We start from the raw sequence: 24,993 nt of genomic DNA on the forward strand, positions 1-24,993 counted from the left end.
AGAAGGCTGCCGCTGCTGCTACTGTTACCGTCAAGCTGGTTCGCAGCCTGTCCGGCCGCAGCGAGAAGCAGATCGCTACCGCTCTGAGCCTGGGTCTGAAGAAGATCGGCGACGTGACCGTTCAGCCCGACAACGCCCAGACCAACGGCAAGATCGCCAAGATCAGCCACATGGTAGCGGTGACCAAAGCGTAACAGCAAGGAGGTGCAAGCAATTGAAGCTTCATGAATTACAGCCCGCTCAGGGCTCCAACACCGCTGCAAAGCGGAAGGGCCGCGGCCACGGCAGCGGCAACGGCAAGACCGCTGGCTACGGCCACAAGGGTCAGAAAGCTCGCTCCGGCGTCAAGAAGGCCGGTTTCGAAGGCGGCCAGATGCCCCTGCAGCGTCGTCTGCCCAAGCGCGGTTTCAACAACATCTTTGCCACCAAGTACGCCAACGTCAAGATCAGCGACCTGGAAGCGAAGTTCGAGGCCGGCAGCGTAGTGGATACCAAGGCTCTGGTAGAGGCTGGTATCATCAAAAAGTCTCTGGACGGCATCAAGGTCCTGGGCAACGGCGAGCTGACCAAGGCTCTGACCGTTCAGGCCGCCGCCTTCACTGCTTCTGCTAAAGAGAAGATCGAAAAGGCAGGCGGAAAGGCCGAGGTGATCTAAGGTGTTTGATACGTTCCGGAATGCGTGGAAGATCCCTGAGCTGCGCAAAAAACTTCTGTTCACCCTTCTGGTGATCGTGATCTTCCGGATTGGCTGCGTCATCACTGTGCCGTACATCAATCCGGAAGCGCTGCAGCTGTTCGCAGGCGGTACCGGCAACATGCTGGACTACCTGAACATGATGAGCGGCGGTGCCTTGTCGCAGTGCGCGATTTTCGCGTTGGGCGTTACTCCTTATATCAATGCCTCGATCATTATTCAGCTGCTCACCGTGGCCATCCCGGCCCTGGAGCGGCTGAGCAAGGAAGGCGAAGAGGGCCGGCGCAAGCTGACCCGCATCACCCGCTACACCGGCGCCGGCATTGCGCTGGTGATGAGCGTGGGCTACTATCTGGTTCTGCGCAGCTACACCGGCGTGCTGGCCTACACCACCGGCTGGGAGGCCATCTTCTCCGCTGTGGTTATCGTGTTCAGCTTCACCGGCGGCGCGCAGCTGCTCACCTGGATGGGCGAGCAGATCGACTTCAAGGGCATCGGTAACGGCATCTCGCTGCTGATTTTCGCGGGCATCGTATCCCGCTGGGGCAACGTGATCACCACTGCCCGCACCATGATCACCAACGCCATGAACGGCGAGATCAAGTACTTCATCCTGATCCCGGTGATCCTGATCCTGGCTCTGGCGGCCATCGTGTTCGTGGTCATCCTGACCAACGCCGAGCGCCGCATTCCCGTGCAGTATGCAAAGCGCGTTGTGGGCCGCAAGATGTATGGCGGTCAGTCCAGCCACATCCCCCTGAAGGTGAACATGAGCGGCGTTATGCCCATCATCTTTGCCAGCGCCCTGCTGAGCATCCCCGGCACCATTGCCAGCTTTATCCAGACGGACAGCCCCATCTGGCAAGGCTTCTTCAGCGTGTTCAACTACAACAGCCTGCTGTACGCTGTGCTGTACCTGCTGCTGATCCTGGCCTTTAACTACTTCTATGTAGCCATTCAGTACAACCCCGTTGAGATTGCCAACAACCTGCGCAAGAACAACGGCGCCATCCCCGGCATCCGCCCGGGCAAACCCACCAGCGACTTCATCACCAAGTGCCTGTCCAAGATCACCTTCGTAGGTGCGATCTTCCTGGGCGTCATCGCCGTCATGCCCATCATCCTGGGCAACGTGGCCGGCATGAACATCCAGCTGGGCGGTACCAGCCTGCTGATCGTTGTGGGCGTGGCTCTGGACACCGGCCGCAGCATGGAAAGCTATATGCTGATGCGCCATCACAAGGGCTTCTTAGAGTAATGAAAATTTCAATGACCCATGAGAAAGGGGACAACCTGGTATGAATATCATCCTGTTAGGCGCTCCCGGAGCAGGTAAAGGCACTCAGGCGGAGGTAATCTGCGATACGCTGAAGATCCCCGCTGTGAGCACCGGCAACATCCTGCGGGCCGCAGTCAAGAACGGCACCGAGATGGGGCTGAAAGCTCAGGAGTTTATCGACAAAGGCGCGCTTGTCCCTGATTCCGTCATCATTGGCATCATCAAGGAACGTCTGGCTGAGCCGGACTGCGCCAATGGCTTCATTCTGGACGGCGTGCCCCGCACGGTTGCCCAGGCCGAGGCTCTGGAGCAGATGGGCGTGACCATCGACAAGGTGATCGACCTGGAAGTGGCGGACGAGATCATCATTCATCGCCTCGCCGGCCGCCGCGTTTGCTCGGCCTGCGGTGCGTCCTACCACGTGGAGAACAAGCCCAGCCGGGAGCCTGACCGGTGCGATCGCTGCGGCGGCGCGCTGATCATCCGCAAGGACGACGCTCCCGAAACCGTGAAGGGCCGTCTGAAGGCCTACCACGAGCTCACCGAGCCGCTGATCGCTTTCTACCGTGAACGCGGCAAGCTGGTGGTGGTAGAAGGTCATGAAAGCATTGCCGACACCAGCGAACTGCTGCTGAAAGCACTGGAGGCGTGAGCATCGTGATCCAGATCAAGAATGCCAAAGAGTTGGAGGTCATGCGGCGAGCCTGTGAAATCAGCGCCGCCGCCCTCCGGCTCGGGGGCGAGTCGATCGAGGCTGGTATTACCACCGCCGACATTGACAAAATTATTTATGACTATATCGTGAAGCAGGGCGCCAAGCCCAACTTCAAGGGGCTTTACGGCTTCCCGGGCACCGCGTGCATCAGTGTGAACGACGAGGTGATCCACGGTATCCCTTCCAAAAAGAAGGTGATCCGGCCCGGCGATATTGTCAGCATCGACACAGGCGCTGCCTGGGGCGGCTTCAACGGCGACAATGCCTGCACCTTCGGGTGCGGCAAGCTGGATCTGGAAGCCCAGCGGTTGCTGGATGTGACCCGCGAGTCGCTGCACAGAGGCATTCGTGCCGCGGTGTGCGGCGCCCGCATCGGCGACATCAGCAACGCCGTGCAGACCTATGTTGAGGAACATGGGTTCTCGGTGGTGCGCAGCTTTGTGGGCCACGGCGTGGGCAAAGAGCTCCACGAGGATCCGGAGGTGCCGAACTACGGTAAACCCGGGCGCGGCCCCCGGCTGGTCAGCGGCATGACGCTGGCCATTGAGCCCATGGTCAACCAGAAACACTATTCAGTGGCAACACAATCCGATGGATGGACGGTAAAAACGGCGGACGGCGGTCTCTCTGCCCATTTTGAGCACTCGATCGCCATTACCTCCGCAGGGCCGGTCGTCTTGACAAAGGACTGGGAGGGACCGGGATGGACTTTGTAAAAGGTCAGCTCGTTCGATCCCTTGCCGGTCGCGACAAGACCCGCACCTTTGCGGTAATGGCCGTGGAAGGCCAGATGCTTTCTCTCGCAGACGGCAGTCTGCGCAAAGTAAGCCGGCCGAAGGCCAAAAAGATAAGGCATGTGGCCCCCACCGCCACCGTCCTGCGGGAAGAGATTCTCGCAGACGACACACAGCTCAGTGAGGCGATCCGCGCCTATGACGCTGATCACCCCATGTAAACTCACGAGGAGGGAAGAGCTTGTCTAAAGAAGACGTAATCGAAGTAGAGGGTACGGTCGTAGAGGCCCTGCCCAATGCCACCTTCCGGGTGGAGCTGGCAAACGGCCATCGGTTGCTGGCACACATCTCCGGCAAACTGCGGACCAACTTCATCCGCATCCTGCCCGGCGATAAAGTAACACTGGAAATGTCGCCCTATGATCTTACCAAGGGCCGCATCACCTGGCGCTCCAAGTAAGAGCGTCCTTGAGTCAAAAGGAGGTTCATCATCATGAAGGTTAAACCTTCCGTGAAACCCATCTGCGAAAAATGCAAGGTCATCAAGCGCAAAGGTCGCGTGATGGTCATCTGCGAAAACCCCAAGCACAAGCAGCGCCAGGGCTGATTTAAAGCCCAAAACGCTAGGGGGGCAAGTGCGTAGATTCCCGGCGCAGCCCCCGACATGGACATGGGATGTTAATTTAGGAGGTTTTTAAACTATGGCACGTATTGCCGGCGTTGACCTGCCCCGCGAGAAGCGCGTTGAAGTAGGCCTGACTTATATCTATGGCATTGGTCCCAGCACTGCTAAGCAGATCCTGGCTGGTACCGGTATCAATCCCGACACCCGCGTTAAGGACCTGACCGCTGAGGAAGAGGGTCTGATCCGTGAGTACCTGGACAAGAACAACATCATCGTGGAAGGTGACCTGCGCCGTAACGTTGCGCTGGACATCAAGCGTCTGGTGGAGGTTCAGTGCTACCGCGGTGTCCGCCATCGCAAGGGCCTGCCCGTTCATGGTCAGCGCACCAAGACCAATGCCCGTACCCGCAAAGGTCCCAAGCGCACTGTGGCAAACAAGAAGAAGTAAGGAGGAGCAAGAGAAATGGCAATCAAAGCTGCTGCTAAAAAGGGCGCCGTCCGCACCAAGCGGCGCGAGCGCAAGAACATTGAGCGCGGCGCTGCTCACATCCAGAGTACCTTTAACAATACCATTGTTACCATTACGGATACTCAGGGCAACACCGTTTCTTGGGCCAGCTCTGGCGGTCTGAACTTCCGTGGTTCCCGTAAGAGCACTCCGTTTGCTGCCCAGTCCGCTGCCGAGACCGCAGCGAAGGCCGCTATGGAGCATGGCATGAAGACTGTTGAAGTGTACGTGAAGGGCCCCGGCGCTGGCCGTGAGGCTGCCATCCGTGCCCTGCAGGCCACCGGTCTGGAAGTCAACATGATCAAAGACGTTACCCCCATCCCCCACAACGGCTGCCGTCCCCCGAAGCGCCGCCGCATTTGATCGAAAGGAGAAACACTAGTTATGGCTAAGAATATGCAGCCTATCGCAAAGCGCTGCCGCGCTCTGGGCATTTCTCCTGCTGTTATGGGTTATGCGAAGAAGAACACCAATCGCAATCCTGGCGGCCAGATGAGAAAGAAGAAGAGTGAGTACGCTCTTCAGTTGGCCGAAAAGCAGAAGGTCAAGTTCGTTTACGGCATCATGGAGCGTCAGTTCCGTTCCTACTACGAGAAGGCCAGCCGCATGCCCGGCAAGACCGGTGAGAACCTGCTGATTCTGGTGGAGCGCCGCCTGGACAACGTGGTTTACCGCCTGGGCTTTGCCGCTACCCGTCGTGAGGCTCGTCAGCTGGTGAGCCACGCTCACTTCACCGTGAACGGCAAGAAGGTTAACATTCCTTCTTACCTGGTGAAGGCTGGCGACGTGGTGGAGGTTGCCTCCGCCAGCCGCTCTTCCGTGAAGTTCAGCAAGCTGACCGGCGAGGACGCCCCCGTGGTTGCCCTGCCCCAGTGGCTGGATCGTGAGAAGAACTCTCTGAAGGGCACCGTTACCAAGCTGCCCGTTCGCGAGGACATCGACCTGCCGGTTGAGGAACACCTGATCGTTGAGTTGTACTCCAAGTAATAAGCTCAGCGCATAGGGAAAGCGAACAACAAAGGCCGGCCAAACGCGCTTTGGCCGGCCCACCAAGGAGGGTTTTACTATGATGGAGATTGAACGCCCCAGAATCGATACCACCAGCCTGTCTCCGGACGGCCGCTACGGCAAGTTCGTCGTTGAGCCTCTGGAGCGCGGTTTTGGTACCACCTTGGGCAATAGCTTACGGCGTGTCCTGCTTTCGTCGCTTCCCGGCGTTGCCGTCACCAGCGTAAAGATCGATGGCGTGGTCCACGAGTTCAGCACCATTCCCGGCGTGAAAGAAGACGTGACCGAGATCGTGCTGAATCTGAAGGGCATCGCAGCCAAGCTCTACGCCGACGGACCTGTCACCGTGCGCATCGAAGCGTCCGGTGAGGGGGAGGTTACTGCTGGCAGCATCAAACCCAGCGATGAGATCGAGGTGCTCAACCCCGAATGGCACATCGCCACCCTGGAAGACAACGGCAAGCTCGTGATGGAGCTGACCTTTGACAAGGGTCGCGGCTATGTGCCGGCAGAGCGTAACAAGCAGGCTGTACTGGAAAAGAACGACCTGAATGTTCTGCCCATCGACAGCATCTACACCCCCGTTCTGAAAGTCAACTACACGGTGGAAAACACCCGCGTTGGCCAGATCACCGACTACGACAAACTGACTCTGGAAGTTTGGACCGACGGCACCATCAACGCCAAAGAGGCTGTCAGCCTGGCGGCCCGCGTGCTGACCGAGCACCTGAACCTGTTTGTCAACCTGTCGGAAGAGGCCATGGGCGCTGAGATCATGGTGGAGAAGGACGACAAGGGCAAGGAGAAGGCTCTGGAGATGACCATCGAAGAGCTGGATCTGAGCGTGCGTTCCTTCAACTGCCTGAAGCGTGCCGGCATCAACACCGTGGAAGACTTGATTAACAAGTCCGAGGACGAAATGATGAAAGTTCGGAACCTCGGCCGCAAAAGCCTGGAAGAAGTCATGGCAAAGCTGGACTCCCTGGGCTTCACACTTACCAAAGACGACGAGTAATTACTGCAAAGGAGTGAAACGGGATGCCCGGTACCAGAAAACTCGGCCGGACCAGCGATCACCGCAACGCTATGCTGCGCGCTATGGTCACCTACCTGTTTGAAAACGGCAAAATCGAGACCACCGTTACCCGCGCCAAGGAAGTTCGTTCCATGGCGGAGAAGATGGTAACCTTGGGTAAGAAGGAAGATCTGCATTCCAAGCGCCAGGTCTTCTCTTACATTACCAAGGAGACTGTTGCCAAGAAAGTCATCGATGAGTACGGCCCCAAGTATGCCGACCGCAACGGCGGCTACACCCGCATCATCAAGATCGGCGCCCGCCGCGGCGATGCTGCCGAGATGGCGATCATCGAGCTGGTTTAATCAAAGCCTGCGATCCCTGCCCCGCAACGGGCAGGGATTTTTTTGTTGCGTTCCGTTTCAGGCCCAGGAAGGAAAAAACAGGGCCCCGCACTGGAATTTCACAGCAAAGAAGGCGTTGAAAATATTGACGGAATGAGCCGTGATGCCTATAATAAAAGTTGTTGTTTTTACTGCTGCCTTACGGTGCGCAGGCGGCGCTGCCGCCCGCTGCCCGGGGCGATCCCATTGGCAAAGGAGCGAATCAACCCATGAAACCCTTGATCCTGCAATCCGACTTCGGCCTGGCGGACGGTGCGGTGAGCGCCATGTACGGTGTGGCGGAAGGCGTGTGTGACAGCCTGCGCGTATACGATCTGACCCATGACATCCCCCAGTATGACATCTGGGAAGCCAGCTACCGCCTGATCCAGACGGTGCAGTACTGGCCCGAGGGCAGCGTGTTCGTGAGCGTGGTGGACCCGGGCGTGGGCAGCGACCGGCGCAGCATCGTGGCCAAGACCAGCGGCGGGCATTACATCGTCACGCCGGACAACGGCACCCTGACCCACATCAAGCGGATGAGCGGCATTGTGGAGGCCCGTGTGATTGACGAGACCCTCAACCGCCTGCCCAATTCCGGCGAGAGCTACACCTTCCATGGCCGCGATATCTACGCCTTCACCGGCGCACGGCTGGCCTCCGGCGTGATCAGCTGGGAGCAGGTTGGCCCGGCCATCGACCCGGCCAGCATTGTGGAGCTTCCGGTGGTGGACGCAGTGCTCAGCGGAGACGTGGTGAGCGGTACCATTGACGTGCTGGATGTGCGGTTCGGCAGCCTGTGGACCAACATTCCCCGCACCCTGTTTGCGTCGTTGAACATCGAGCATGGCCAGCGGGTGGAGATCACCATCAGCAACGATACCCGGGTGCTGTATAAAAACATCATGGTGTATGCCAAGAGCTTTGCCGATGTGTATGTGGGCGAGCCGCTGCTGTATGTGAACAGTCTGGATAATCTGGCGGTGGCCATCAACCAGGGCAGCTTTGCCCGGGCCTACAACATCGGCACCGGCACCTCCTGGCGCATCAGTGTGCGCAAGGCGCCCCGCATGATCTACGAATAAGGTCCGCCCGGGCCGGAATCAGGGAAATTCTTGCGTGCCCCCGGCCCGTGATCCATACAAGAAAAAGTGAGGGAATCGTCATGAAAAAAATGTCTGTAAAAACCGTGGTCGCCATCGGTATTGGCGCAGCTCTGTTCTTTGTGCTGGGTAAGATCTCCATTCCCACCCCGGTACCCAACACCTATATGAGCCTGCAGTACGCCATCCAGGCCGTATTCGCCGGCCTGTTTGGCCCCATTGCCGGCCTGGTGATCGGTCTGATCGGTCATGCTCTGGTGGACTTCACCGCCTACGGCCCCTGGTGGAGCTGGATCATCGCTTCCGGCGTGTTCGGTCTGCTGACCGGCCTGTTCCTGGGCAAGCTGGATCTGGAGAGCGGCGTGTTCGGCAAAAAGCAGATCATCCTGTTCAACGTTTCTCAGCTGATCGCTCATGTGATCTGCTGGGGTGTAGTGGCTCCCGTTCTGGACATCGTTATCTACAACGAGCCCATTGAGAAGCTGTTCGCCCAGGGCCTGACCGCCGGCATCGTGAACGCCATCACTACCGGTGTGGTGGGCACTGTGCTGCTGGTTGCCTACGCCAAGACCCGCACCAAGAAGGGCTCTCTGAACCGGGAGTAATTCTCCGGCCGGGTTGGCATTGATCCCGAGCACAGAGCGGGGCCTTCCGGCACTATGGGCCGAAAGCCCCGCTTTTTCATTGACAGGCGGGCCGGAATACAGCCTCGCCGCCTTTCCCGGGGAATGATTCCCCAAACAGACCCCCGCCGCCCCTCTTCCGGCGTGCGGGATTGAGCAACAAAAAACGGAGGAACCGCCGTGGCACAGCCCATTATCGAATTCAAGAACTTTGGTTTCCAGTACGACGCCCAGGCAGAACCCACTCTGTACAACATCGACCTGGCCATTCAGCCGGGGGAGCGGGTGCTGATTGCAGGCCCGTCCGGCAGCGGCAAAAGCACCATCGCCAGCTGCATCAACGGACTGATTCCCTTCAGCTATCCCGGCAAATGCACCGGTAGCCTGATGGTGGACGGTGTGGACGCACCCCATGCCAGCATTTTTGAACTGTCCAAGCATGTGGGCACTGTTCTGCAGGATCCGGACGGCCAGTTCATCGGCCTGACGGTGGGCGAGGACATTGCCTTTGCACTGGAGAACCAGTGTGTGGCCCAGCCGGAAATGAAGCAGACGGTGGAACGGGTGGCCCGCCTGGTGGACGTGGAGAACCTGCTGGATCAGGAGCCCCATGCCCTGAGCGGCGGCCAGAAGCAGCGTGTGAGTCTGGCCGGCGTAATGGTGGACGATGTGAAGGTGCTGCTGTTCGATGAACCGCTGGCCAATCTGGACCCGGCTGCCGGCAAGCAGACCATCGAGCTGATTGATCAGGTACAGAAAAAGACCGGCGCAACGGTGATCATCATCGAGCATCGGCTTGAGGATGTGCTCTGGCGCAGTGTGGATCGGATCGTGCTCATGGGTGAGGGCCGCATTCTGGCGGACACCACCCCCGAGGCATTGCTGGCAGGAGATCAGCTGACCGAAAACGGCATCCGGGAGCCGCTGTATATCACTGCGTTGAAATACGCCGGCGTTTCCCTGGAGGCGGAGAAAAAGCCTGCCCATGTGAACACGCTGCTCCTTACCGAACAGGACAAGACGGCAGTGCGGGACTGGTACCGGCAAACGGTGGTTCGGCCCCAGCCGCCCGCAGCTGCTCCGCTGCTGGAGGTAAAGGATCTGTGCTTTGGTTACAGCGAAGGCGTTACCAACCTGCGGGATGTGAGCTTTACCCTGAACGAGGGCGAGATGGTAAGCATCGTGGGCCGAAACGGCGCGGGCAAAAGCACGCTGGCCAAGCTGATCTGCGGCTTTGAAACGCCCCGCAGCGGCAGTATCCGGCTGAATGGCCGGGATCTGGCGGGGGATACCATCAAGGAACGGGCCGCACACATCGGCTATGTGATGCAGAATCCCAACCAGATGATCAGCCAGAGTCTGATTTTTGACGAGGTGGCGCTGGGCCTGCGCACCGCAAAGCTCCCGGAGGACGAAGTGGAGCGCCGGGTGAATGAGGCGCTCACCGTATGCGGGCTGTATCCCTTCCGGAAATGGCCGGTTTCCGCTTTGTCCTTCGGGCAGAAAAAACGGGTGACCATCGCCAGCGTGCTGGTGATGCAGCCTCGCGTGCTGATTCTGGACGAGCCTACCGCCGGACAGGATTTCCGCCATTACACCGAGATCATGGAATTTCTGCGCAGCCTGAACCAGAAGGGCTACACGGTGATCATGGTCACCCACGACATGCACCTGATGCTGGAATACACCAGCCGGGCGCTGGTATTCAGCCAGAGCCGCATGATCGGTGATCTGCCCCCCGCCCGGCTGCTGTGCAGCGAGGAGCTGGTGGAGCAGGCGGCTCTGAAGGAAACAAGCCTGTTCACGCTGGCTCAGCAGTGCGGCATTCAGCCGCCGGAGGCCTTTGTGCAGCATTTTATTGACTACGACCGGGAGGTACGCGACAAGTGGCAAACAGTCTGATCCTTTCCTATCTGCCCCGGGGCAGTGTGGTGCACAAGCTCACCGGAACCACAAAGCTGATTGTGTTTCTGCTGTTCAGCGTTGCCACCATGGTCACCTACGATACCCGGGTACTGGTGGTGTTTCTGGTGATGAGCCTGGCCATCTTCAAGATCAGCCGGGTACGTTACCGGGACGTGAAGCTCATCCTCTGGATGGCCTTTGTGTTCCTGTTGCTGAACAACCTGTTCGTCTATCTGTTCAAGCCGGAATACGGCGTGGAGATCTACCAGAGCCGCACCCTGCTGGTGCAGCTGGTGGGGCCCTATACCCTCACCGCACAGCAGCTGTTCTACCATTTGAACATGACGCTGAAGGTGGTGGTGGTCATTCCGCTGGCGCTGGTGTTCATCCTGTGCACCGATCCCAGCGAGTTTGCCGCCAGTCTGGCCAGCATCGGTGTGAGCTATCGCATTGGCTATGCGGTGGCGCTGGCACTGCGCTACATTCCGGATGTGCAGCGTGATTACCACAACATCAATCAGGCCCAGCAGGCCCGCGGTGTGGACATTTCCGGCAAGGACAAGCTGATGGATCGGCTGAAGGGCAGTGCGAATATCCTGCTGCCGCTGATTCTGGGCAGTCTGAACCGCATTGAGGTGATTTCCAACGCCATGGAGCTGCGTGGCTTCGGTAAGAACAAAAGCCGCACCTGGTACGCCAAGCGGCCCTTTGCCACCCGGGACTGGGTGGTGCTGATTCTGGGCACGGTGATTGCACTGGGCTCGCTGGTCATCACCTTCTGGGATGGCAGCCGTTACTACAACCCCTTTGTATAATAAACATAAAATCAAAAGCCCGGAGCTCTGCCGCAGAGCCCCGGGCTTTTGCGTACAGGCCGATAAAAATTGGGCATAATAGCAAGGATATGACGAAAAGTTTGGCTATTTTGATAGAGAAATAACGGCTGATCGGGCGTTGCAAATCAGGTTTACAGGAGGGCAGGCTGCGGGAAAAAACGAAAAACATTGGGCAAAACGCCCAACTTTTCTCCCGCGGGAGAACATACACCCGGGCAAGCCGCAGAAAATGACGAAAAGAAGAGAATTGCTGAGCATAAAAGTAAATTTTATGTTAATATTAAGTTGAACTGTATGTGCCCTGTAATCGGGCGATAACAACCATTTAACAACGTAAGGAGCGTTTAACGATGTATCAAGCCAACGGTACAGAGAGCCTCATGGCAAACAGCGGCGTTGCCGAACTCGGTCTGATCGCGACCCCCGGCGCTCAGGAGCTGACCGCCCTGATCGACCGTCATCTGGTGGCGTGGGCCCGTGAAAAAGGTGTAGATCGCGAGACCTTCATCATCCCCAGCGAGTGCCCCCGCTTTTCTTCCGGCGACGGCAAGGGTGTGATCCGTCAGAGCGTTCGCGGCGACGATTTGTACTTTGTGGTGGATGTGGGCAACTACAGCTGCAAGTACAAGATGTTCGGCAACGAGAACTGCATGAGCCCGGATGACCACTATCAGGATCTGAAGCGCCTGATCCAGGCCGCTTCCGGCAAGGCCCGCCGCATCACCGTGATCATGCCCCTGCTCTACGGCAGCCGTCAGCATCGCCGCTCCTACCGGGAAAGCCTGGACTGCGCCTACGCGCTGCAGGAGCTGCACAGCATGGGTGTGGAAAACATCATCACCTTCGACGCCCACGATCCCCGCGTTTCCAATGCGGTGCCTCTGATGGGTATGGACAATGTGATGCCCACCTATCAGGTGCTCAAGACCATGTTCAAGTGCATCGAGGACTTCAAGCCCAACCGTGACAACTTCATGGTCATCAGCCCGGACGAAGGCGCCATCAACCGCAACATGTACTACTCCAGCGTGCTGGCTGTGAACCTGGGCATGTTCTACAAGCGCCGTGACTACTCCCGCATCGTGAACGGCCGCAACCCCATTGTGGCTCACGAGTACCTGGGCGAGAGCGTGGAAGGCAAGGACGTATTCATTGCCGACGACATCATCTCCTCCGGTGAGAGCATGCTGGACATTGGCTACGAGCTGAAGAAGCGCGGCGCCAAGCGCATCTTCTGCTACGCCACCTACGCCATCTACACCAACGGCCTGGCCGAGTTCGACAAGGCCTACCAGGATGGCATCATCTCCGGTGTGTTCGGCACCAACCTGACCTACCGCACCCCCGAGCTGCTCAGCCGTGAGTGGTTCCATGAGGTGGATGTGTCCAAGTATATCGCTCACTTTATCGACGCGATCAACCACGACATGAGCATTGGCGACATCATCGATCCTCACAGCAAGATCGACGCTCTGCTGAAGCGCTACAACGTGAAGTAAGCAAAACGCTCCGTTATAAAAACAAAACACCGCCCCGGCGTTCCATCAGGAAGGTCGGGGCGGTGTTTTTGATTGGTGGTCATTTCAGCTTGGCAAACTGGTCAATGGCGGTCTGAAGCTGGGCAATCACCTGATCGGTATCCTCGCCGCTGCGCACGCAGTGCTCCAGATGCTCGGTGAGAATCAGCTTGGCCACCTGAGTGATGGCACTGTTCACGCTGGAAAGCTGGGTCAGCAGATCGCCGCAGGGGCGGCCTTCATTGACCATTTCCCGAATACCGTTCAGCTGGCCGCTGATGCGGGCAAGACGGCGGTTTACGTCGGCGGAATGTTTGCAGTGGGTGCAGTGCATGGCGGTTCCTCCTTGCCTGGGGAAAATGAAAAAAGACGGACGAAACTTCGCCGCAGAGCATTTTCCGCGGCAGATTTGAAAACAGAACACCCGGCGCGGCCGAAAAATCGGGCCTGCCGGGTGCGTATGAACGGGGGATGAAATCAGCCACCCGTGTAGGTTGCCCAGGTGAGATCCAGCACCGGCCCGAAGGGATCGAACACCACATGCTCCACACCCTGAGCCATGACCAGCGCCTGATCCTGATACCACAGGGGGGCAATGGCACCGCCGGCCAGCAGTGTCTGCTCCGCCTGAGCGATCTGCCCGGCATCCGGTGCCAGCTGGCCGGCCAGTTGACGGAGCTGGCTGTCGAATCCGGCGGATTCCCAGCCGGTGAAGGCGCCGTCGGCAAACTGCTGCAGGAAGGTTACGCAATCCTCGCTGGAGGGAGAGAAGGGCAGCAGAGCAATCTGATAATCCCCTTCGGCCACCGTGCTTTCCAGCTCATCCAGCGGCATGGCCTTCAGGGTGAAATAGGCCGAGAACGCGCCCAGCTCTTTCTGCCACTGCTGGCTGATCTGTTCGATCAGAGCCTGGTAATCAGCGCCTTCCGGATACAGCACCTGAATGCCGCTGAACTGCTGCAGGCCGGCCTCGCTCAGCCCGGCGCGGCAGCTTTCCTTCACATCGCTCACGGTGGGCATCTGACCGCCCACGGTATCCCGGTAGCCGGAACCGTTCACCTCCATGGCGGGCGGAATCAGGCCGTCGGCAGTGCTGAATCCGGCGGGAAGGGTTTCGATTCCCATGGCACTTGCGCCCAGGGCCAGCCGCACATTTTGGGATGCCAGCTGTTTGTCCTCGCAGTTGAACACCAGTGCCCAGGTGGTGGCGGTATAGGGGATGCTGGGAAGGCTGCCGGCGGAGGATGCTTCGTCGATGGCGGCGGTCACATCCCCGGCGGCCACGGCAGCCGCGCCGGTGGCTGCCGGTTCGCTCTGGGCGACCGAGGTGCCGGAGGCGGGGGCCGGTGTGGGGGTGGACTGCGCGGTGGTATCCAGCACGATGCGCAGGCTGGTGATCAGGCTGCCGCTGGCGTTGCGGCGCAGGAACAGACCGTTTTCGTTCCAGTTGTACAGATAAAAATGACCGTTGGCCAGTGTGGTGGCAGCGCTCAGACCGTAGGCACCGGCACTGTGCTCAAAAAACTCCTCGTTGCAGGGCATGGCACCCGGCTGGGCCAGCTTTTCCAGAAATGCCGGATCCGGGGCGTTCAGTTGGTAGACTACCGTGCGCTCGTCCGGGGCACTCACACCCAGCGTGCCGCCTTCGGCGCCTTTCAGGTTGGAAAAAAGCTCCCGATAGGGGCTGTTGGTTTCTTCCCGGAAAACCCGCTCCATGCCGAACACAAAGTCTGCAGCGGTGAGGGGATATTCCTTTTCGTGTTTTTTCAGCTTGGTATAGGCCAGATCCTCTTTCAGGGTAAAGGTGTAGGTCAGGCCGTCCTCGCTTACGGTGTAGCTTTCGGCGCAGTCCAGAACCGCGTCGCCATTTTCATCAATGCGGGTCAGGCCCCGGTAAAGGTTGGTTACGGCAATGCGTTCAGGGCTTTCCTGCGCAATCTGCGGGTCCAGGTTGGCGGGAACATGATCCACACGCCAGGTGAAGCTGGCCCCGCTGGAGCCGCAGCCGGTCAGAAATCCGGCAGTCAGAACAAGGCAGAGCAGGATGCAGAGAATACGATGGAATCTCATGGGAAAAGGTCCTTTCGGTAAACGGCACAGTGGGCCGGTGATGGTACAAAAAGTGCATGGACATACATATTTAGCTTATCAAAAAAACGGGAAAAATACAAACCCGGAGGGCGGCAAAGAAGTGCAAAATCAGAAAATAAACTGTAAATTTTAAAAAGAAGAAAATATTTCCGGCCCAAAACAGCCAAAATGCGGGGTTCATCCCGGGGTTCTGGTTGCGCGGGCGGCCAAAAGTGACTATAATAGCAAGAGACCATTTGCATCACACCAGTCAAAATAAAAGATATGTTCCAGAGAGAAGAGGGGTTTTGCGTTATGCAGCAGGATAAGCAGCGGCTGGCCGCGTTTATCAAAGGGAAAAAGGTAGCCTTTATCGGCGCGGGCGTAAGCCACAAAACGCTGATCGGGCAGTTCTGCGCCATGGGGGCAAAGGTGACCCTGTGCGACAAAAAGCAGCTGGCGGATTTTGGCGATTACGCCGATACGCTGAACCAGCTGGGCGTGGCCCTGAGCCTGGGCGAGGATTATCTGAACGGTCTGGCCGGGCAGGACATCATCATGCGCACGCCGGGCTTTGAGTACTACACCCCGGCCCTGCAGGCGGCCAAAGCCGCGGGCAGTCTGGTGACCAGCGAAATGGAGCTGTTCTTCGAATACTGCCCCTGCGAGATCACCGCCGTCACCGGCTCGGACGGCAAGACCACCACCACCAGCCTGATTGCCGCCATGTTTGAGGCGGCGGGCCGCACCGTGCATCTGGGCGGCAATATCGGCCGTGCCCTGCTGCCCATCCTGGATCAGATCGACCCGGCGGACGAAGCAGTGGTGGAGCTGTCCAGCTTCCAGCTGATCAGCATGCGCCGCAGCCCCAAGGTGGCGGTGGTTACCAATGTGACCCCCAACCATCTGGATCACCACAAGGATATGCAGGAGTATGTGGACGCCAAGCGGAACATCCTGCTCTGGCAGGATGAGACCTGCCGGGCGGTGCTGGGCTACGAGAACGAGATCACCCGCGGCATGCAGGCGGACTGCAAGGGAACCCAGTGCTGGTTTACCCGTCTGCGAGAGACCGATAACGGCGCCTTCCTGCGGCAGGACGGCATGCTCTGCATGGCGGAGAACGGTACCGTGACCCCCATCCTGCACAAGGACGAGATCAAGCTGCGGGGTGTGCACAACATTGAGAACCTGCTGGCGGCCTGTGCCGCCGTGTGGGGCCGGGTGCCGGTGGAGGCCATGGCCAGTGTGGGTTCCAGCTTCACCGGCGTGGAACACCGCATCGAGCCGGTTCGCCTGCTGGACGGCGTGCAGTGGTACAACGATTCCATTGCCTCCAGCCCCACCCGCACCATTGCGGGCCTGCGCAGCTTTGACCAGAAGATCATCATCATTGCCGGCGGTTACGACAAGAAGATTCCCTACGAGCCGCTGGCCCCGGAAATTCTGGCTCATGTGAAGGTTCTGGTGCTCATGGGCCAGACCGGCCCCAAGATCGAGGCGGCGGTGCGCGCCTGCCCCGGCTTTGCGGAAAGCGGCCTGATCATCGAGCACGCAAAGGATATGGCCGAAGCGGTGCAGCTGGCTCGAAAGAACGCCAAACCCGGCGACGTGGTCAGCCTGTCGCCTGCGTCCGCCAGCTTTGATCTGTACCCCAACTTTGAGGTGCGCGGCCGTCACTTTAAGGAACTGGTGAACGCCCTATGATCTGCGCGGTCAATTCCGCACAGACCCGGCGGCGATTTGAAGCCGCGCTGGCCGATCCCCGGTCGGCCGGCGTGGCCTGCCAGTTGGGAGCGCTGCAAGCGGTATTCGGCTCGCTGCCCGGCTCCGGCTGGCGGTTTTATACCGGCGGAGAAGGGGAAGCCCCTTTTGCGCTGGGCGTGCGGGGGGCGTCCGCTCTGCTGGCCGGCCCGGCGGATGCGGAGGAGCTGGCGGGCTTTCTGGGCTTTTGCGGGGTGCAGCAGCTGCGCACCACAGCTGCGGTGCCGAAAGGCTGGCAGCCAAAAGTGCGGTTTGTCCGCATGATCCTGCCTGCCGGTGCCACGCTGCCCCGGCAGCCTGCGCCGGAGAAAATCCGGTTGAATGAGTGTCCCGGTGTGGGGCAGGTGACCGACCTGTTCTGCCGGGGCGAGAGCCTGGGCAGCGGGGCAGAGGATGCCCGGGACTGCTTTTACAGCGAGACCTGCACGCTGGTGAACCATGGCCGGGCCCTGATCTGGGCGGCGCAGGCCCCGGATGGGGAGCTGGTTGCCACCGCAGGCGCCTACGCGCTCTGGAACCAAACCGCCTATCTGGCCGGCGTGGAAACGCTGCAAGGCCACAGAGGCCGGGGCGTGGGGCGCTTCCTTGTCTGTGCGCTGGTGAACCGGCTGGCCGGGCAGGGGAATACGGTGGAGTTGCTGTGTACACCGGAGCGTGCCGGTTTTTACCGGGCGCTGGGATTTGAACGAGAAGGCGAAGTGGGCAGCTTCGGCCCCTGAAAAAGAGCTGCCTGTTATCAATACGAGAAAAGAGGATATTATCATACATGATCGAGCAATTTTTTGATGTGAGCCCCCGTTTTCAGGAGCTGGACGCCCGTGCCATGGAGCTGTGCCGCCCGGAATTCGAGAAAATCGACGCCATTCGGGACTACAACCAGGTGAAGATGCTCAAGGCCTTTACCGATAACCGGGTGGCCGCCACCCACATGATGGGCAGCACCGGCTACGGCTACGACGATGCGGGCCGTGACCGTCTGGATCAGGTGTTTGCACAGGTGATGGGCGCGGAGGATGCCCTCTGCCGTCCCCATTTCCTGTCCGGCACCCATGCGCTCACCGTGGCGCTGTTCGGCCTGCTGCGTGCGGGCGACACCCTGCTGGCCGCCACCGGCCGCCCTTACGACACGCTGGAGGGCGTGATCGGCATTGGTGATGCGGGCAAGGGTTGCGGTACGCTGGCGGAGTACGGCGTGAAATACGACGAAGCCCCCTTGCAGAACGGCCAGCCGGACTATGCACTGATTGCGGAGAAGGCAAAGAACGCCACCGTCTGCCATATCCAGCGCAGCCGGGGCTATTCCAGCCGGGCCGCCTTTGATCTGGCCACCATTGAAAAGGTGATTCGCACCGCCAAAGAGGCCAACCCCAACGTGGTGGTCATGGTGGATAACTGCTACGGCGAGTTCACCCAGACTGCGGAACCCACCAGCGTGGGTGCGGATCTGATTGTGGGCAGCCTGATCAAGAATCCCGGCGGCGGCATTGCCCCCACCGGCGGCTATGTGGCCGGCCGGGCGGATCTGGTGGAAAAGTGCGCCCACCGGCTCACTGCCCCCGGCACCGGCCGGGAGCTGGGCTGCACGCTGGACAGCCTGCGCCAGCTGTATCTGGGCCTGTACTATGCCCCCGGCGTGACCGCCGAGGCCATCAAGACCAGCATCTACGCCAGCTGCCTGCTGGATCTGCTGGGCAAGAACCCTCTGCCCAAGTACACCGACCCCCGCAACGACATCATCACCAGCTTCGAGACCGGTGATCCGGAGGCCATGGTGGCCTTCTGTCAGGGCATTCAGGCGGGCAGCCCGGTGGACAGCTTTGCCGCCCCGGAGCCCTACGCCATGCCCGGCTATACCAGCGAGGTAATCATGGCGGCAGGCGCCTTCACCAATGGCAGCAGCATCGAGCTCAGCTGCGACGGCCCCATGCGCCCGCCCTACACTGTTTACCTGCAGGGTGGCCTGAACTTTGCGGCCAGCCGTGCAGGCGTGCTGCTGGCGGCTCAGAAGGCCTTCGGGGAACGCTGAGACGGAAAAACATGTATAAAAGATCCCTGTGCCGGCCCCGGCATGGGGATTTTTTGTGTTTTATTTTGTACGAACAGAAGAAAAACGGTTGAAGAAAAATTGATATAATTTTGTAAGAACTGAAATGTTTCTGCAAGAAAAGAAGCGAAAATGAACATAATTCACAAAATTAATGATGGATCGATGAAGAAACTGGATATTCTGTTTGTTTGTGAAATATTGCTAAAAAACTGACAAAGTTTTTTGCTCTGTATAAGTAAAAATGTGAAAAAAACGGCGCTTGCCATTTGTGATTGATTTGTGTATAATGCCTTGGTGCCCCAAAGCAAAGAGAGAGTATAAATTGGGAGGAATCAACGAAATGTCTTATGATTTTTTGTGGCAGATCGCTCTGATCCTGGTAAGCACCAAGGTATGCGGCCTGATTACCCGCCGCTTCCAGATGCCCCAGGTGGTAGGCGCTCTGCTGGCAGGTTTGCTGCTGGGTCCTGCTGTGTTTGGCCTGCTGCCCAGCGACAGTGAAATGATCAAGCAGCTGGCGGAGCTGGGCGTGATCGTGATCATGTTCTCTGCCGGTATGGAAACCGACATTCGCGACCTGAAGAATGCCGGTAAGTCCGGTTTTCTGGTGGCGATACTGGGCGTTCTGGTGCCGCTGTTCGGCGGCGCGGGTCTGGCTGCCTGGCTGGCTCCCACCGAGAACATGCTGCAGAACTTCTTCATCGGCACCGTGCTGACCGCCACTTCCGTGAGCATCACGGTGGAGGCCCTGCGTGAGATGGGCCGTCTGCAGAGCCGGGTGGGCAACACCATTCTGGCCGCTGCCATCATCGACGATATTCTGGGCATCATTGCCCTGACCATTATGACCAGCCTGGGCGGCGGCGGCGAGAGCATTGCCATCGTGCTGCTGAAGATCGTGCTGTTCCTGGTGGTCTGCTGCTTTGTGTATGTGGTTGGCCTGAAGGCGCTGGACTGGTACATTGAGCATACCGGCCGCAAGGATCTGCGGCGTTTCCCCATTGCGGCCTTCGTGGTCTGCCTGATGATGGCCTGGATCGCCGAGCACTTCTTCGGCGTGGCCGACATTACCGGTGCCTTTGCCGCCGGCCTGATGATCGGCGCCACCAAGAAGGCTGGCTATATTGCTTCCAAGTTTGAGCCGGTGCAGTACCTGTTCCTGGCTCCTGTGTTCTTCGCCAGCATCGGCATGACCGTGGTGCTGCCTGCCATGAACACCCAGATCGTGATCTTCAGCATTCTGCTGGTGGTGGTTGCGGTTCTGTCCAAGTGGCTGGGCTGCGGCGTGGGTGCCAAGCTGTGCGGCTTTTCCACCCGTGAATGCAACCAGATCGGCCTGGGCATGGTATGCCGCGGCGAGGTTGCGCTGATCGTTGCCAACAAGGGCGCGGAAGTGGGCCTGATGCCGGACGCACTGTTCGGACCCGTGATCATCATGGTCATTATCAGCACCATTCTGACCCCGATTCTGCTGAAGCTGGCATACCGCGGCGAGGACGCTCTGAATCTGGAGGAGAGCCCGCTGGAGAACCGCAGCGAAGCGCTGGAACAGCTGGACATCGTTACCGACCAGCTGCTTACCCGCGAGCAGGAAATCAAGGAAAAGAACCAGAAACACTGATCCGTTTTTCTATGCGGGCCCTGAGAAAGGGCCCGCATAATTTTTTTCAAAAAAAGGAAAAAAGGGCTTGCATTCTTTATTGAGTTGTGTTATATTATTAAAGTCGCCGAACGGAAAGGCGACCGGATATTCCTCCTTAGCTCAGTCGGTAGAGCATGCGGCTGTTAACCGCAGGGTCGTTGGTTCGAGCCCAACAGGGGGAGCCAGAAAAAAGCGCATCGGGTAACCGGTGCGCTTTTTCTTTTGTAAAACACCCAACGACCCTGTGCGTTCACAGTCGCAAGAACTGACGGGGTGAGGCAGAGCAAAACCGGATGCACAAACAAAACGGCGCGGGGCGGCTGTTCACTGCGCCGGAGCTGAGCGCGCCCAGTGGGCGATGCAGCGAAGCGGAGGTGGGCCCGGAAGCAGAGCGATGTGCTGCGGGCAAAAGCCCGTGGTGCAGCGCGACAATTTCCGGGCTCGGAATGGTCGTTGGTTCGAGCCGGGCAGGCTTTCGCGGGGGCCCTTCTTCTGCGCATCGGGCAGCCGGTGCGCTTTTTCTTTTTATAGGGCACAAACAATCCTGTGCGTCGGCACTCGCAAAAGCTGCACAGGCGGCAAATATCGTGACTTTGCAGCAGGTTTGTGATAAAGTAAAGAGGAGAAGATTTGCCAAAAGGAGGCGCCCGCCATGGAATCCGCGCTCAAAACCAAATACAAGCTGGCCAATGCCCTGAAAGAACTGGTGGGCCGCGAACCTCTGGACAAAATCACCGTCAAACAGATTGTGGAGGGCTGCGGTGTGAGCCGCCAGACCTTCTATCGCTGCTTTCTGGATAAATATGATCTGGTAAACTGGTATTTCGAGCGGCTGGTGGAGCAGTCCTTCAAGGAGATGGGCGTGAGCCTTACCCTGCGGGAGGGCCTTCTGAACAAGTTCCGTTTCATCAAGGCGGAGCAGAGCTTTTTTGCCTGCGCCTTCGGCAGCCACGATGCCAACTCGCTGATGGCCTACGATTACGAGTATATCTACCGTTTTTACAGCGAAATCATCACCCGCAAAACCGGCGCGCCCCTTACGGAAGATGTGGCGTTCCTCCTGGAAATGTACTGCCGTGCGTCCATCCAGATGACCGCAAGCTGGGCGGTGAGCGGTATGAAACGCAGCCCGGAACAGATGGTGGAGCTGCTCATTGAGGCGATGCCCCAGCGGCTGGAGCTGCTTCTGCGGGATCTGCATCCGGAAGCCTGAAATCTGCCTTTCCGGCCTTTTTGATAAAATTATGAAATGTGACACTGGGATTCATGTGTAACTTGTAAAAGGGAAAACCACGTTGTTATAATAATAACAGTGAAGCGCTTCCCGCAGGGTTGCAGCGGAAGAAGCGTCCCGGTTTTACTTTCATAACAAAAAGGAGAGGTTTACCCATGGCTAACCGCATTGTTCTGAACACCATTTCCTATCATGGCAAGGGTGCCATTGAAAACATCGTTCCCGAGCTGACCGCCCGCGGCTACAAAAAGGCTTTTGTCTGCTCCGACCCCGATCTGGTCAAGTTCGGTGTGACCAAGAAGGTTACCGATCTGCTGGATGCTGCCGGCTTCGCTTACGAAGTTTACAGCGAGATCAAGCCCAACCCCACCATCGAGAATGTACAGCATGGCGTTGAGGCCTTCAAGGCTTCCGGTGCGGACTGCATCGTGACCATCGGTGGCGGCTCCTCCATGGATACCGCCAAGGCCATCGGCATCATCATCAACAACCCCGAGTTTGCTGACGTGCGCAGCCTGGAGGGTGTTGCTCCCACCAAGAAGCACGCTGTGTTCACCATCGCTGTTCCCACCACCGCCGGCACCGCTGCCGAGGTTACCATCAACTACGTCATCACCGACGTGGAGAAGAAGCGCAAGTTCGTTTGTGTGGACACCAACGACATTCCCGAGGTTGCCGTGGTTGACCCCGATATGATGAGCAGCATGCCCAAGGGCCTGACCGCTGCCACCGGTATGGACGCCCTGACCCATGCCATTGAGGGTTACATCACCAAGGGCGCCTGGGAAATGACCGATATGTTCCATCTGAAGGCCATCGAGCTGATCGCCAAGCACCTGCGTGGCGCTGTGGCCAACACTCCGGAAGGCCGTGAGGGCATGGCACTGGCTCAGTACATCGCCGGTCAGGGCTTCTCCAACGTGGGCCTGGGCATCGTGCACAGCATGGCTCACAGCCTGGGCGCTGTTTACGACACCCCCCACGGTGTTGCCAACGCCATCCTGCTGCCCACTGTGATGGAGTACAACGCTCCCGCCACCGGTGAGAAGTACCGCGATATCGCCAAGGCCATGGGTGTGGAAGGCACCGAGAACATGACCCGCGACGAGTACATCAAGGCCGCTGTGGACGCTGTGAAGAAGCTGAGCGCCGACGTGGGCATCCCTGCCGACCTGAAGGAGATCGTGAAGGAAGAGGACGTGCAGTTCCTGTCTGAGTCCGCTTACGCCGATGCCTGCCGTCCCGGCAACCCCCGCGACACCAGCGTGGAAGAGATCGCTGCCCTGTACCGCAGCCTGCTGTAAGCAATATTTTGCATCTGCTTTGTGCGCCCCGAGTTCGCTCGGGGCGCATTTTTTGTTGGTGTATTTGGATTATCGCGCCGGATCCAGCTGCGCCCGCAGCTCCTGTACCGCCGCCTTTTCAATTCGGGAAACATAGCTTCTGCTGATTCCCAGAAGCTGGGCTACCTGTTGTTGGGTCAGTGGGGGTTGGCCGCTCAGGCCGTAGCGGAGCAGAATCACCTGCCGTTCCCGGCCGGTGAGCTGCTGCACCAGCGTGCGCAGTCGGCTGGATTCCTCCCGACACTCGCAGTCCTCGTCCAGAAGAAAATCATCCGGTACCACATCCAGCACGGTCAGATGGCTGCCGTCCTTGCTGGTCTGAATCGGCTCCTGCATGGAAAGGGTAAGGGGAGCCTTCCGTTCCCGCCGAAGGTGCATCCGTATCTCATTTTCAATGCAACGGGACGCATAGGTGGAAAAGCGCACCTGCTTGGTGCTGTCGAAGCTGCTCACCGCCTTGATCAGCCCGATGGTACCGATGCTGATCAGATCCTCCGCATCGCCGGGCAGGGCGCAGTATTTTTTTACGATGTGGGCCACAAGGCGCAGGTTGTGGCGGATGATGGTGTCCCGTGCGTCGGCATCGCCCCGGCGAAGGGCCGCGAAGGCCTCCACCTCTTGCCTGGGTGTCAGCGGGCGGGGAAAGCTGCCGCTTTCCAGATGAAGCGCCAGATACAGCACCTGACTGGCCAGAAACTGCAAAAATACCTCGAGCATACAAAAAGCCTCCTTTTTTGCGTATATGCGAAAAATCGGCGTGTCTCGCCTGTTACAGCCTATGCGCCCGGAAGGCAGGGCAAGACCCGGAAAAGGAGTCCATGCTGCGGAAAAACGGCGGCAGTGTTATAATGAAGAAAAAGACCGGAGAAAACCACCGGAACGAATCGGAGGAAAGTGTATGCAGCCGGAGAAGAAGGAGAAAAAGCAGTTTTACCTGAAATGGCCCTGGAATCTGGTGGTCTATATCCTGCTGGTGGTTCTGTTTCGCGTTTTTTCCATCCCGCTGATTTTGCTGCTGATGTGGTGGAACAAAAAGCAGCAGCCGGGCGGCCCGGCGGAGGGGTATTGCATGCAGCGCGCCCGGGGCCAGCTGATCCAGCTGGTGTGGGCGGCCGTCGCCCTGCTGATGGCTGCGGCCGGTGCGGCCTATCTGACCCTTTCCTGGAATGCGGACAAAACCGGCTGGGATTCTATGGAGTACATCAAGCTGGCAGCTGCCGGTCTGCTGGCGGTGGGAGGAGTGCTGGTCGCCGGGTATCTGGCCTACACCGGTTTGCGGGATGCTTTCTGCCCGGAGAAAAGCCGGCTGGCCCAGTCCATCCGGGATCAGCTGCCCTATCCGGAGGAAGCGCCGCCGGTGAAGGAGCTGTTTGCCATGGTGGATGAGGATCTTTGCCGGAATGGGCAGTGGTTCGGGAAACTGGCAGTGGGCAGTGAGTGGGTTCTGGGCGACGAGGCGGTTATGATTTCTCACATCCGGGGTGCTTTCTGGCAGGATCAAATCAGAACCAGACGCAGCGGAAACCGGGTCAGTACCACCCGTATTCTGGAGCTCTGGATTCTGGACAATCGCCAGCAGTGCCACTCCACCGCTTTCCGCCTGCCAAAAGAGCTGCAGGCCGCGGTGGAATGCCTGCGCCAGCGGGTTCCGGCCGCTGTGTTCGGGGAATACGATTCCCGGGAATACAACGACTGCATTCATGCCGACGAGCAGCAGTGGTATTTCATGGAGCAGGAATATGAGCGCCGCAAGGCACAGCTGGAGCAGGGGAGCCGGTGAACCATTCTGCCGGGCTGCGATTTGAAGCATTCCAATCAGAAACAAAACAGACCGCACAAAACAATGTGCGGTCTCAGCTTGTAGAAAAACCTGCTGTGACAATCAAGCCAGAGCAGGTTTTTTGCATGAAAAGTAAAAGAACAGAGAAAAAGGAAGAAGATTTCCTCT

28 protein-coding genes and 1 tRNA gene are annotated in these 24,993 nt (G+C 58.6%); 26 read left to right on the forward strand and 3 right to left on the reverse strand.

Features of this window, described 5'->3' with window-relative positions; all coding sequences use genetic code 11:
* The first annotated feature begins 35 nt into the window (after positions 1 to 35).
* From rpmD to EDD77_RS14860, 18 genes are all read left to right on the forward strand, one after another.
* A complete protein-coding gene (gene rpmD / locus EDD77_RS18565; protein ID WP_058965332.1) occupies positions 36 to 194 on the forward strand; it encodes a 50S ribosomal protein L30 in 159 nt (52 codons plus the stop codon).
* A 20-nt stretch (positions 195 to 214) separates the two neighbouring features.
* Positions 215 to 655 (forward strand): 50S ribosomal protein L15, encoded by a 441-nt coding sequence (gene rplO / locus EDD77_RS14780; protein WP_058965286.1) that lies wholly within the window; start codon positions 215 to 217, stop codon positions 653 to 655.
* Between the two features lies 1 nt (position 656).
* Positions 657 to 1,952, forward strand: a complete 1,296-nt coding sequence (gene secY / locus EDD77_RS14785; protein ID WP_058965285.1) for a preprotein translocase subunit SecY — start codon at positions 657 to 659, stop codon at positions 1,950 to 1,952.
* Between the two features lie 40 nt (positions 1,953 to 1,992).
* Positions 1,993 to 2,625, forward strand: coding sequence for an adenylate kinase (locus tag EDD77_RS14790; protein ID WP_058965284.1), 633 nt, complete (start codon positions 1,993 to 1,995; stop codon positions 2,623 to 2,625).
* A gap of 5 nt (positions 2,626 to 2,630) precedes the next feature.
* Positions 2,631 to 3,404 carry a type I methionyl aminopeptidase gene (map, locus tag EDD77_RS14795; protein ID WP_058965331.1) on the forward strand — a complete coding sequence of 258 codons (774 nt, stop codon included), beginning with the start codon at positions 2,631 to 2,633 and terminating at the stop codon, positions 3,402 to 3,404.
* Positions 3,392 to 3,643: a KOW domain-containing RNA-binding protein gene (locus EDD77_RS14800; RefSeq protein WP_058965283.1), complete on the forward strand. Its 252-nt coding sequence runs from the start codon at positions 3,392 to 3,394 to the stop codon at positions 3,641 to 3,643. Before map ends, EDD77_RS14800 begins: the two co-directional genes overlap by 13 nt.
* 20 nt (positions 3,644 to 3,663) lie before the next feature.
* Positions 3,664 to 3,882 carry a translation initiation factor IF-1 gene (gene infA / locus EDD77_RS14805; RefSeq protein WP_058965282.1) on the forward strand — a complete coding sequence of 73 codons (219 nt, stop codon included), beginning with the start codon at positions 3,664 to 3,666 and terminating at the stop codon, positions 3,880 to 3,882.
* A gap of 33 nt (positions 3,883 to 3,915) precedes the next feature.
* Positions 3,916 to 4,029 carry a 50S ribosomal protein L36 gene (gene rpmJ / locus EDD77_RS14810; protein WP_058965281.1) on the forward strand — a complete coding sequence of 38 codons (114 nt, stop codon included), beginning with the start codon at positions 3,916 to 3,918 and terminating at the stop codon, positions 4,027 to 4,029.
* A 94-nt stretch (positions 4,030 to 4,123) separates the two neighbouring features.
* Entirely contained in the window at positions 4,124 to 4,495 is a 372-nt protein-coding gene (rpsM, locus tag EDD77_RS14815; protein WP_058965280.1) for a 30S ribosomal protein S13, read from the forward strand.
* A gap of 15 nt (positions 4,496 to 4,510) precedes the next feature.
* Positions 4,511 to 4,918: a 30S ribosomal protein S11 gene (gene rpsK / locus EDD77_RS14820; RefSeq protein WP_058965279.1), complete on the forward strand. Its 408-nt coding sequence runs from the start codon at positions 4,511 to 4,513 to the stop codon at positions 4,916 to 4,918.
* A gap of 21 nt (positions 4,919 to 4,939) precedes the next feature.
* A complete protein-coding gene (rpsD, locus tag EDD77_RS14825; RefSeq protein ID WP_058965278.1) occupies positions 4,940 to 5,542 on the forward strand; it encodes a 30S ribosomal protein S4 in 603 nt (200 codons plus the stop codon).
* Positions 5,543 to 5,621: 79 nt separating this feature from the next.
* Complete coding sequence (locus tag EDD77_RS14830) at positions 5,622 to 6,578, forward strand: DNA-directed RNA polymerase subunit alpha (protein WP_058965277.1); 957 nt, start codon at positions 5,622 to 5,624, stop codon at positions 6,576 to 6,578.
* Between the two features lie 23 nt (positions 6,579 to 6,601).
* Positions 6,602 to 6,943 (forward strand): 50S ribosomal protein L17, encoded by a 342-nt coding sequence (gene rplQ / locus EDD77_RS14835; protein WP_058965276.1) that lies wholly within the window; start codon positions 6,602 to 6,604, stop codon positions 6,941 to 6,943.
* 248 nt (positions 6,944 to 7,191) lie between these two features.
* The gene (locus EDD77_RS14840; RefSeq protein WP_058965275.1) at positions 7,192 to 8,046 is read left to right on the forward strand and encodes an SAM hydrolase/SAM-dependent halogenase family protein; all 855 of its coding nucleotides are present in this window, start codon (positions 7,192 to 7,194) and stop codon (positions 8,044 to 8,046) included.
* Between the two features lie 80 nt (positions 8,047 to 8,126).
* Positions 8,127 to 8,669, forward strand: a complete 543-nt coding sequence (locus tag EDD77_RS14845; protein WP_058965274.1) for an ECF-type riboflavin transporter substrate-binding protein — start codon at positions 8,127 to 8,129, stop codon at positions 8,667 to 8,669.
* A gap of 198 nt (positions 8,670 to 8,867) precedes the next feature.
* Complete coding sequence (locus EDD77_RS14850; RefSeq protein WP_058965273.1) at positions 8,868 to 10,589, forward strand: ABC transporter ATP-binding protein; 1,722 nt, start codon at positions 8,868 to 8,870, stop codon at positions 10,587 to 10,589.
* Complete coding sequence (locus EDD77_RS14855; protein ID WP_058965272.1) at positions 10,574 to 11,407, forward strand: energy-coupling factor transporter transmembrane component T family protein; 834 nt, start codon at positions 10,574 to 10,576, stop codon at positions 11,405 to 11,407. Before EDD77_RS14850 ends, EDD77_RS14855 begins: the two co-directional genes overlap by 16 nt.
* Before the next feature lie 371 nt (positions 11,408 to 11,778).
* Entirely contained in the window at positions 11,779 to 12,927 is a 1,149-nt protein-coding gene (locus EDD77_RS14860; RefSeq protein WP_058965271.1) for a ribose-phosphate pyrophosphokinase, read from the forward strand.
* Between the two features lie 79 nt (positions 12,928 to 13,006).
* Here the strand turns inward: EDD77_RS14860 and EDD77_RS14865 are convergent, their stop codons facing one another.
* Together EDD77_RS14865 and EDD77_RS14870 are read right to left on the reverse strand one after the other, a co-directional pair.
* Positions 13,007 to 13,279, reverse strand: coding sequence for a metal-sensing transcriptional repressor (locus EDD77_RS14865; protein ID WP_058965270.1), 273 nt, complete (start codon positions 13,277 to 13,279; stop codon positions 13,007 to 13,009).
* 143 nt (positions 13,280 to 13,422) lie between these two features.
* Positions 13,423 to 15,015 carry an ABC transporter substrate-binding protein gene (locus EDD77_RS14870; protein WP_058965269.1) on the reverse strand — a complete coding sequence of 531 codons (1,593 nt, stop codon included), beginning with the start codon at positions 15,013 to 15,015 and terminating at the stop codon, positions 13,423 to 13,425.
* A 315-nt stretch (positions 15,016 to 15,330) separates the two neighbouring features.
* On the opposite strand from EDD77_RS14870, the gene murD reads away from it, so the two are divergent.
* From murD to fucO, 7 genes are all read left to right on the forward strand, one after another.
* Entirely contained in the window at positions 15,331 to 16,722 is a 1,392-nt protein-coding gene (murD, locus tag EDD77_RS14875; RefSeq protein ID WP_058965268.1) for a UDP-N-acetylmuramoyl-L-alanine--D-glutamate ligase, read from the forward strand.
* Positions 16,719 to 17,498, forward strand: coding sequence for a GNAT family N-acetyltransferase (locus EDD77_RS14880; RefSeq protein WP_058965267.1), 780 nt, complete (start codon positions 16,719 to 16,721; stop codon positions 17,496 to 17,498). The genes murD and EDD77_RS14880 overlap by 4 nt, the downstream gene beginning before the upstream one ends.
* A gap of 47 nt (positions 17,499 to 17,545) precedes the next feature.
* Complete coding sequence (locus EDD77_RS14885) at positions 17,546 to 18,805, forward strand: methionine gamma-lyase family protein (RefSeq protein ID WP_058965266.1); 1,260 nt, start codon at positions 17,546 to 17,548, stop codon at positions 18,803 to 18,805.
* A 361-nt stretch (positions 18,806 to 19,166) separates the two neighbouring features.
* The gene (locus EDD77_RS14890; RefSeq protein WP_058965265.1) at positions 19,167 to 20,447 is read left to right on the forward strand and encodes a cation:proton antiporter; all 1,281 of its coding nucleotides are present in this window, start codon (positions 19,167 to 19,169) and stop codon (positions 20,445 to 20,447) included.
* A gap of 130 nt (positions 20,448 to 20,577) precedes the next feature.
* Positions 20,578 to 20,653: transfer RNA gene (locus EDD77_RS14895), tRNA-Asn, on the forward strand.
* 467 nt (positions 20,654 to 21,120) lie between these two features.
* Positions 21,121 to 21,681, forward strand: coding sequence for a TetR/AcrR family transcriptional regulator C-terminal domain-containing protein (locus EDD77_RS14900; protein WP_058965264.1), 561 nt, complete (start codon positions 21,121 to 21,123; stop codon positions 21,679 to 21,681).
* A 176-nt stretch (positions 21,682 to 21,857) separates the two neighbouring features.
* Positions 21,858 to 23,006, forward strand: a complete 1,149-nt coding sequence (gene fucO, locus EDD77_RS14905) for a lactaldehyde reductase (RefSeq protein ID WP_058965263.1) — start codon at positions 21,858 to 21,860, stop codon at positions 23,004 to 23,006.
* Positions 23,007 to 23,075: 69 nt separating this feature from the next.
* Here the strand turns inward: fucO and EDD77_RS14910 are convergent, their stop codons facing one another.
* Complete coding sequence (locus EDD77_RS14910; RefSeq protein ID WP_058965262.1) at positions 23,076 to 23,762, reverse strand: sigma-70 family RNA polymerase sigma factor; 687 nt, start codon at positions 23,760 to 23,762, stop codon at positions 23,076 to 23,078.
* A gap of 181 nt (positions 23,763 to 23,943) precedes the next feature.
* Between EDD77_RS14910 and EDD77_RS14915 the strand changes: the two genes are divergently transcribed.
* Entirely contained in the window at positions 23,944 to 24,825 is an 882-nt protein-coding gene (locus EDD77_RS14915) for a hypothetical protein (protein WP_058965261.1), read from the forward strand.
* Positions 24,826 to 24,993 lie beyond the last annotated feature (168 nt).

The organism is Allofournierella massiliensis (assembly GCF_004345265.1).
GTDB lineage: Bacteria > Bacillota > Clostridia > Oscillospirales > Ruminococcaceae > Allofournierella > Allofournierella massiliensis.

Bases quoted from the DNA above. Each gene is read 5' to 3' on its own strand.
- EDD77_RS14790 (WP_058965284.1), top strand. From the start codon at position 1,993: ATGAATATCATCCTGTTAGGCGCTCCCGGAGCAGGTAAAGGCACTCAG.
- EDD77_RS14800 (WP_058965283.1), top strand. From the start codon at position 3,392: ATGGACTTTGTAAAAGGTCAGCTCGTTCGATCCCTTGCCGGTCGCGAC.
- rpmJ (WP_058965281.1), top strand. From the start codon at position 3,916: ATGAAGGTTAAACCTTCCGTGAAACCCATCTGCGAAAAATGCAAGGTC.
- rpsM (WP_058965280.1), top strand. From the start codon at position 4,124: ATGGCACGTATTGCCGGCGTTGACCTGCCCCGCGAGAAGCGCGTTGAA.
- rpsK (WP_058965279.1), top strand. From the start codon at position 4,511: ATGGCAATCAAAGCTGCTGCTAAAAAGGGCGCCGTCCGCACCAAGCGG.
- rpsD (WP_058965278.1), top strand. From the start codon at position 4,940: ATGGCTAAGAATATGCAGCCTATCGCAAAGCGCTGCCGCGCTCTGGGC.
- EDD77_RS14830 (WP_058965277.1), top strand. From the start codon at position 5,622: ATGATGGAGATTGAACGCCCCAGAATCGATACCACCAGCCTGTCTCCG.
- rplQ (WP_058965276.1), top strand. From the start codon at position 6,602: ATGCCCGGTACCAGAAAACTCGGCCGGACCAGCGATCACCGCAACGCT.
- EDD77_RS14840 (WP_058965275.1), top strand. From the start codon at position 7,192: ATGAAACCCTTGATCCTGCAATCCGACTTCGGCCTGGCGGACGGTGCG.
- EDD77_RS14845 (WP_058965274.1), top strand. From the start codon at position 8,127: ATGAAAAAAATGTCTGTAAAAACCGTGGTCGCCATCGGTATTGGCGCA.
- EDD77_RS14860 (WP_058965271.1), top strand. From the start codon at position 11,779: ATGTATCAAGCCAACGGTACAGAGAGCCTCATGGCAAACAGCGGCGTT.
- EDD77_RS14865 (WP_058965270.1), bottom strand. From the start codon at position 13,279: ATGCACTGCACCCACTGCAAACATTCCGCCGACGTAAACCGCCGTCTT.
- EDD77_RS14870 (WP_058965269.1), bottom strand. From the start codon at position 15,015: ATGAGATTCCATCGTATTCTCTGCATCCTGCTCTGCCTTGTTCTGACT.
- murD (WP_058965268.1), top strand. From the start codon at position 15,331: ATGCAGCAGGATAAGCAGCGGCTGGCCGCGTTTATCAAAGGGAAAAAG.
- EDD77_RS14880 (WP_058965267.1), top strand. From the start codon at position 16,719: ATGATCTGCGCGGTCAATTCCGCACAGACCCGGCGGCGATTTGAAGCC.
- EDD77_RS14885 (WP_058965266.1), top strand. From the start codon at position 17,546: ATGATCGAGCAATTTTTTGATGTGAGCCCCCGTTTTCAGGAGCTGGAC.
- EDD77_RS14890 (WP_058965265.1), top strand. From the start codon at position 19,167: ATGTCTTATGATTTTTTGTGGCAGATCGCTCTGATCCTGGTAAGCACC.
- EDD77_RS14900 (WP_058965264.1), top strand. From the start codon at position 21,121: ATGGAATCCGCGCTCAAAACCAAATACAAGCTGGCCAATGCCCTGAAA.
- fucO (WP_058965263.1), top strand. From the start codon at position 21,858: ATGGCTAACCGCATTGTTCTGAACACCATTTCCTATCATGGCAAGGGT.
- EDD77_RS14910 (WP_058965262.1), bottom strand. From the start codon at position 23,762: ATGCTCGAGGTATTTTTGCAGTTTCTGGCCAGTCAGGTGCTGTATCTG.
- EDD77_RS14915 (WP_058965261.1), top strand. From the start codon at position 23,944: ATGCAGCCGGAGAAGAAGGAGAAAAAGCAGTTTTACCTGAAATGGCCC.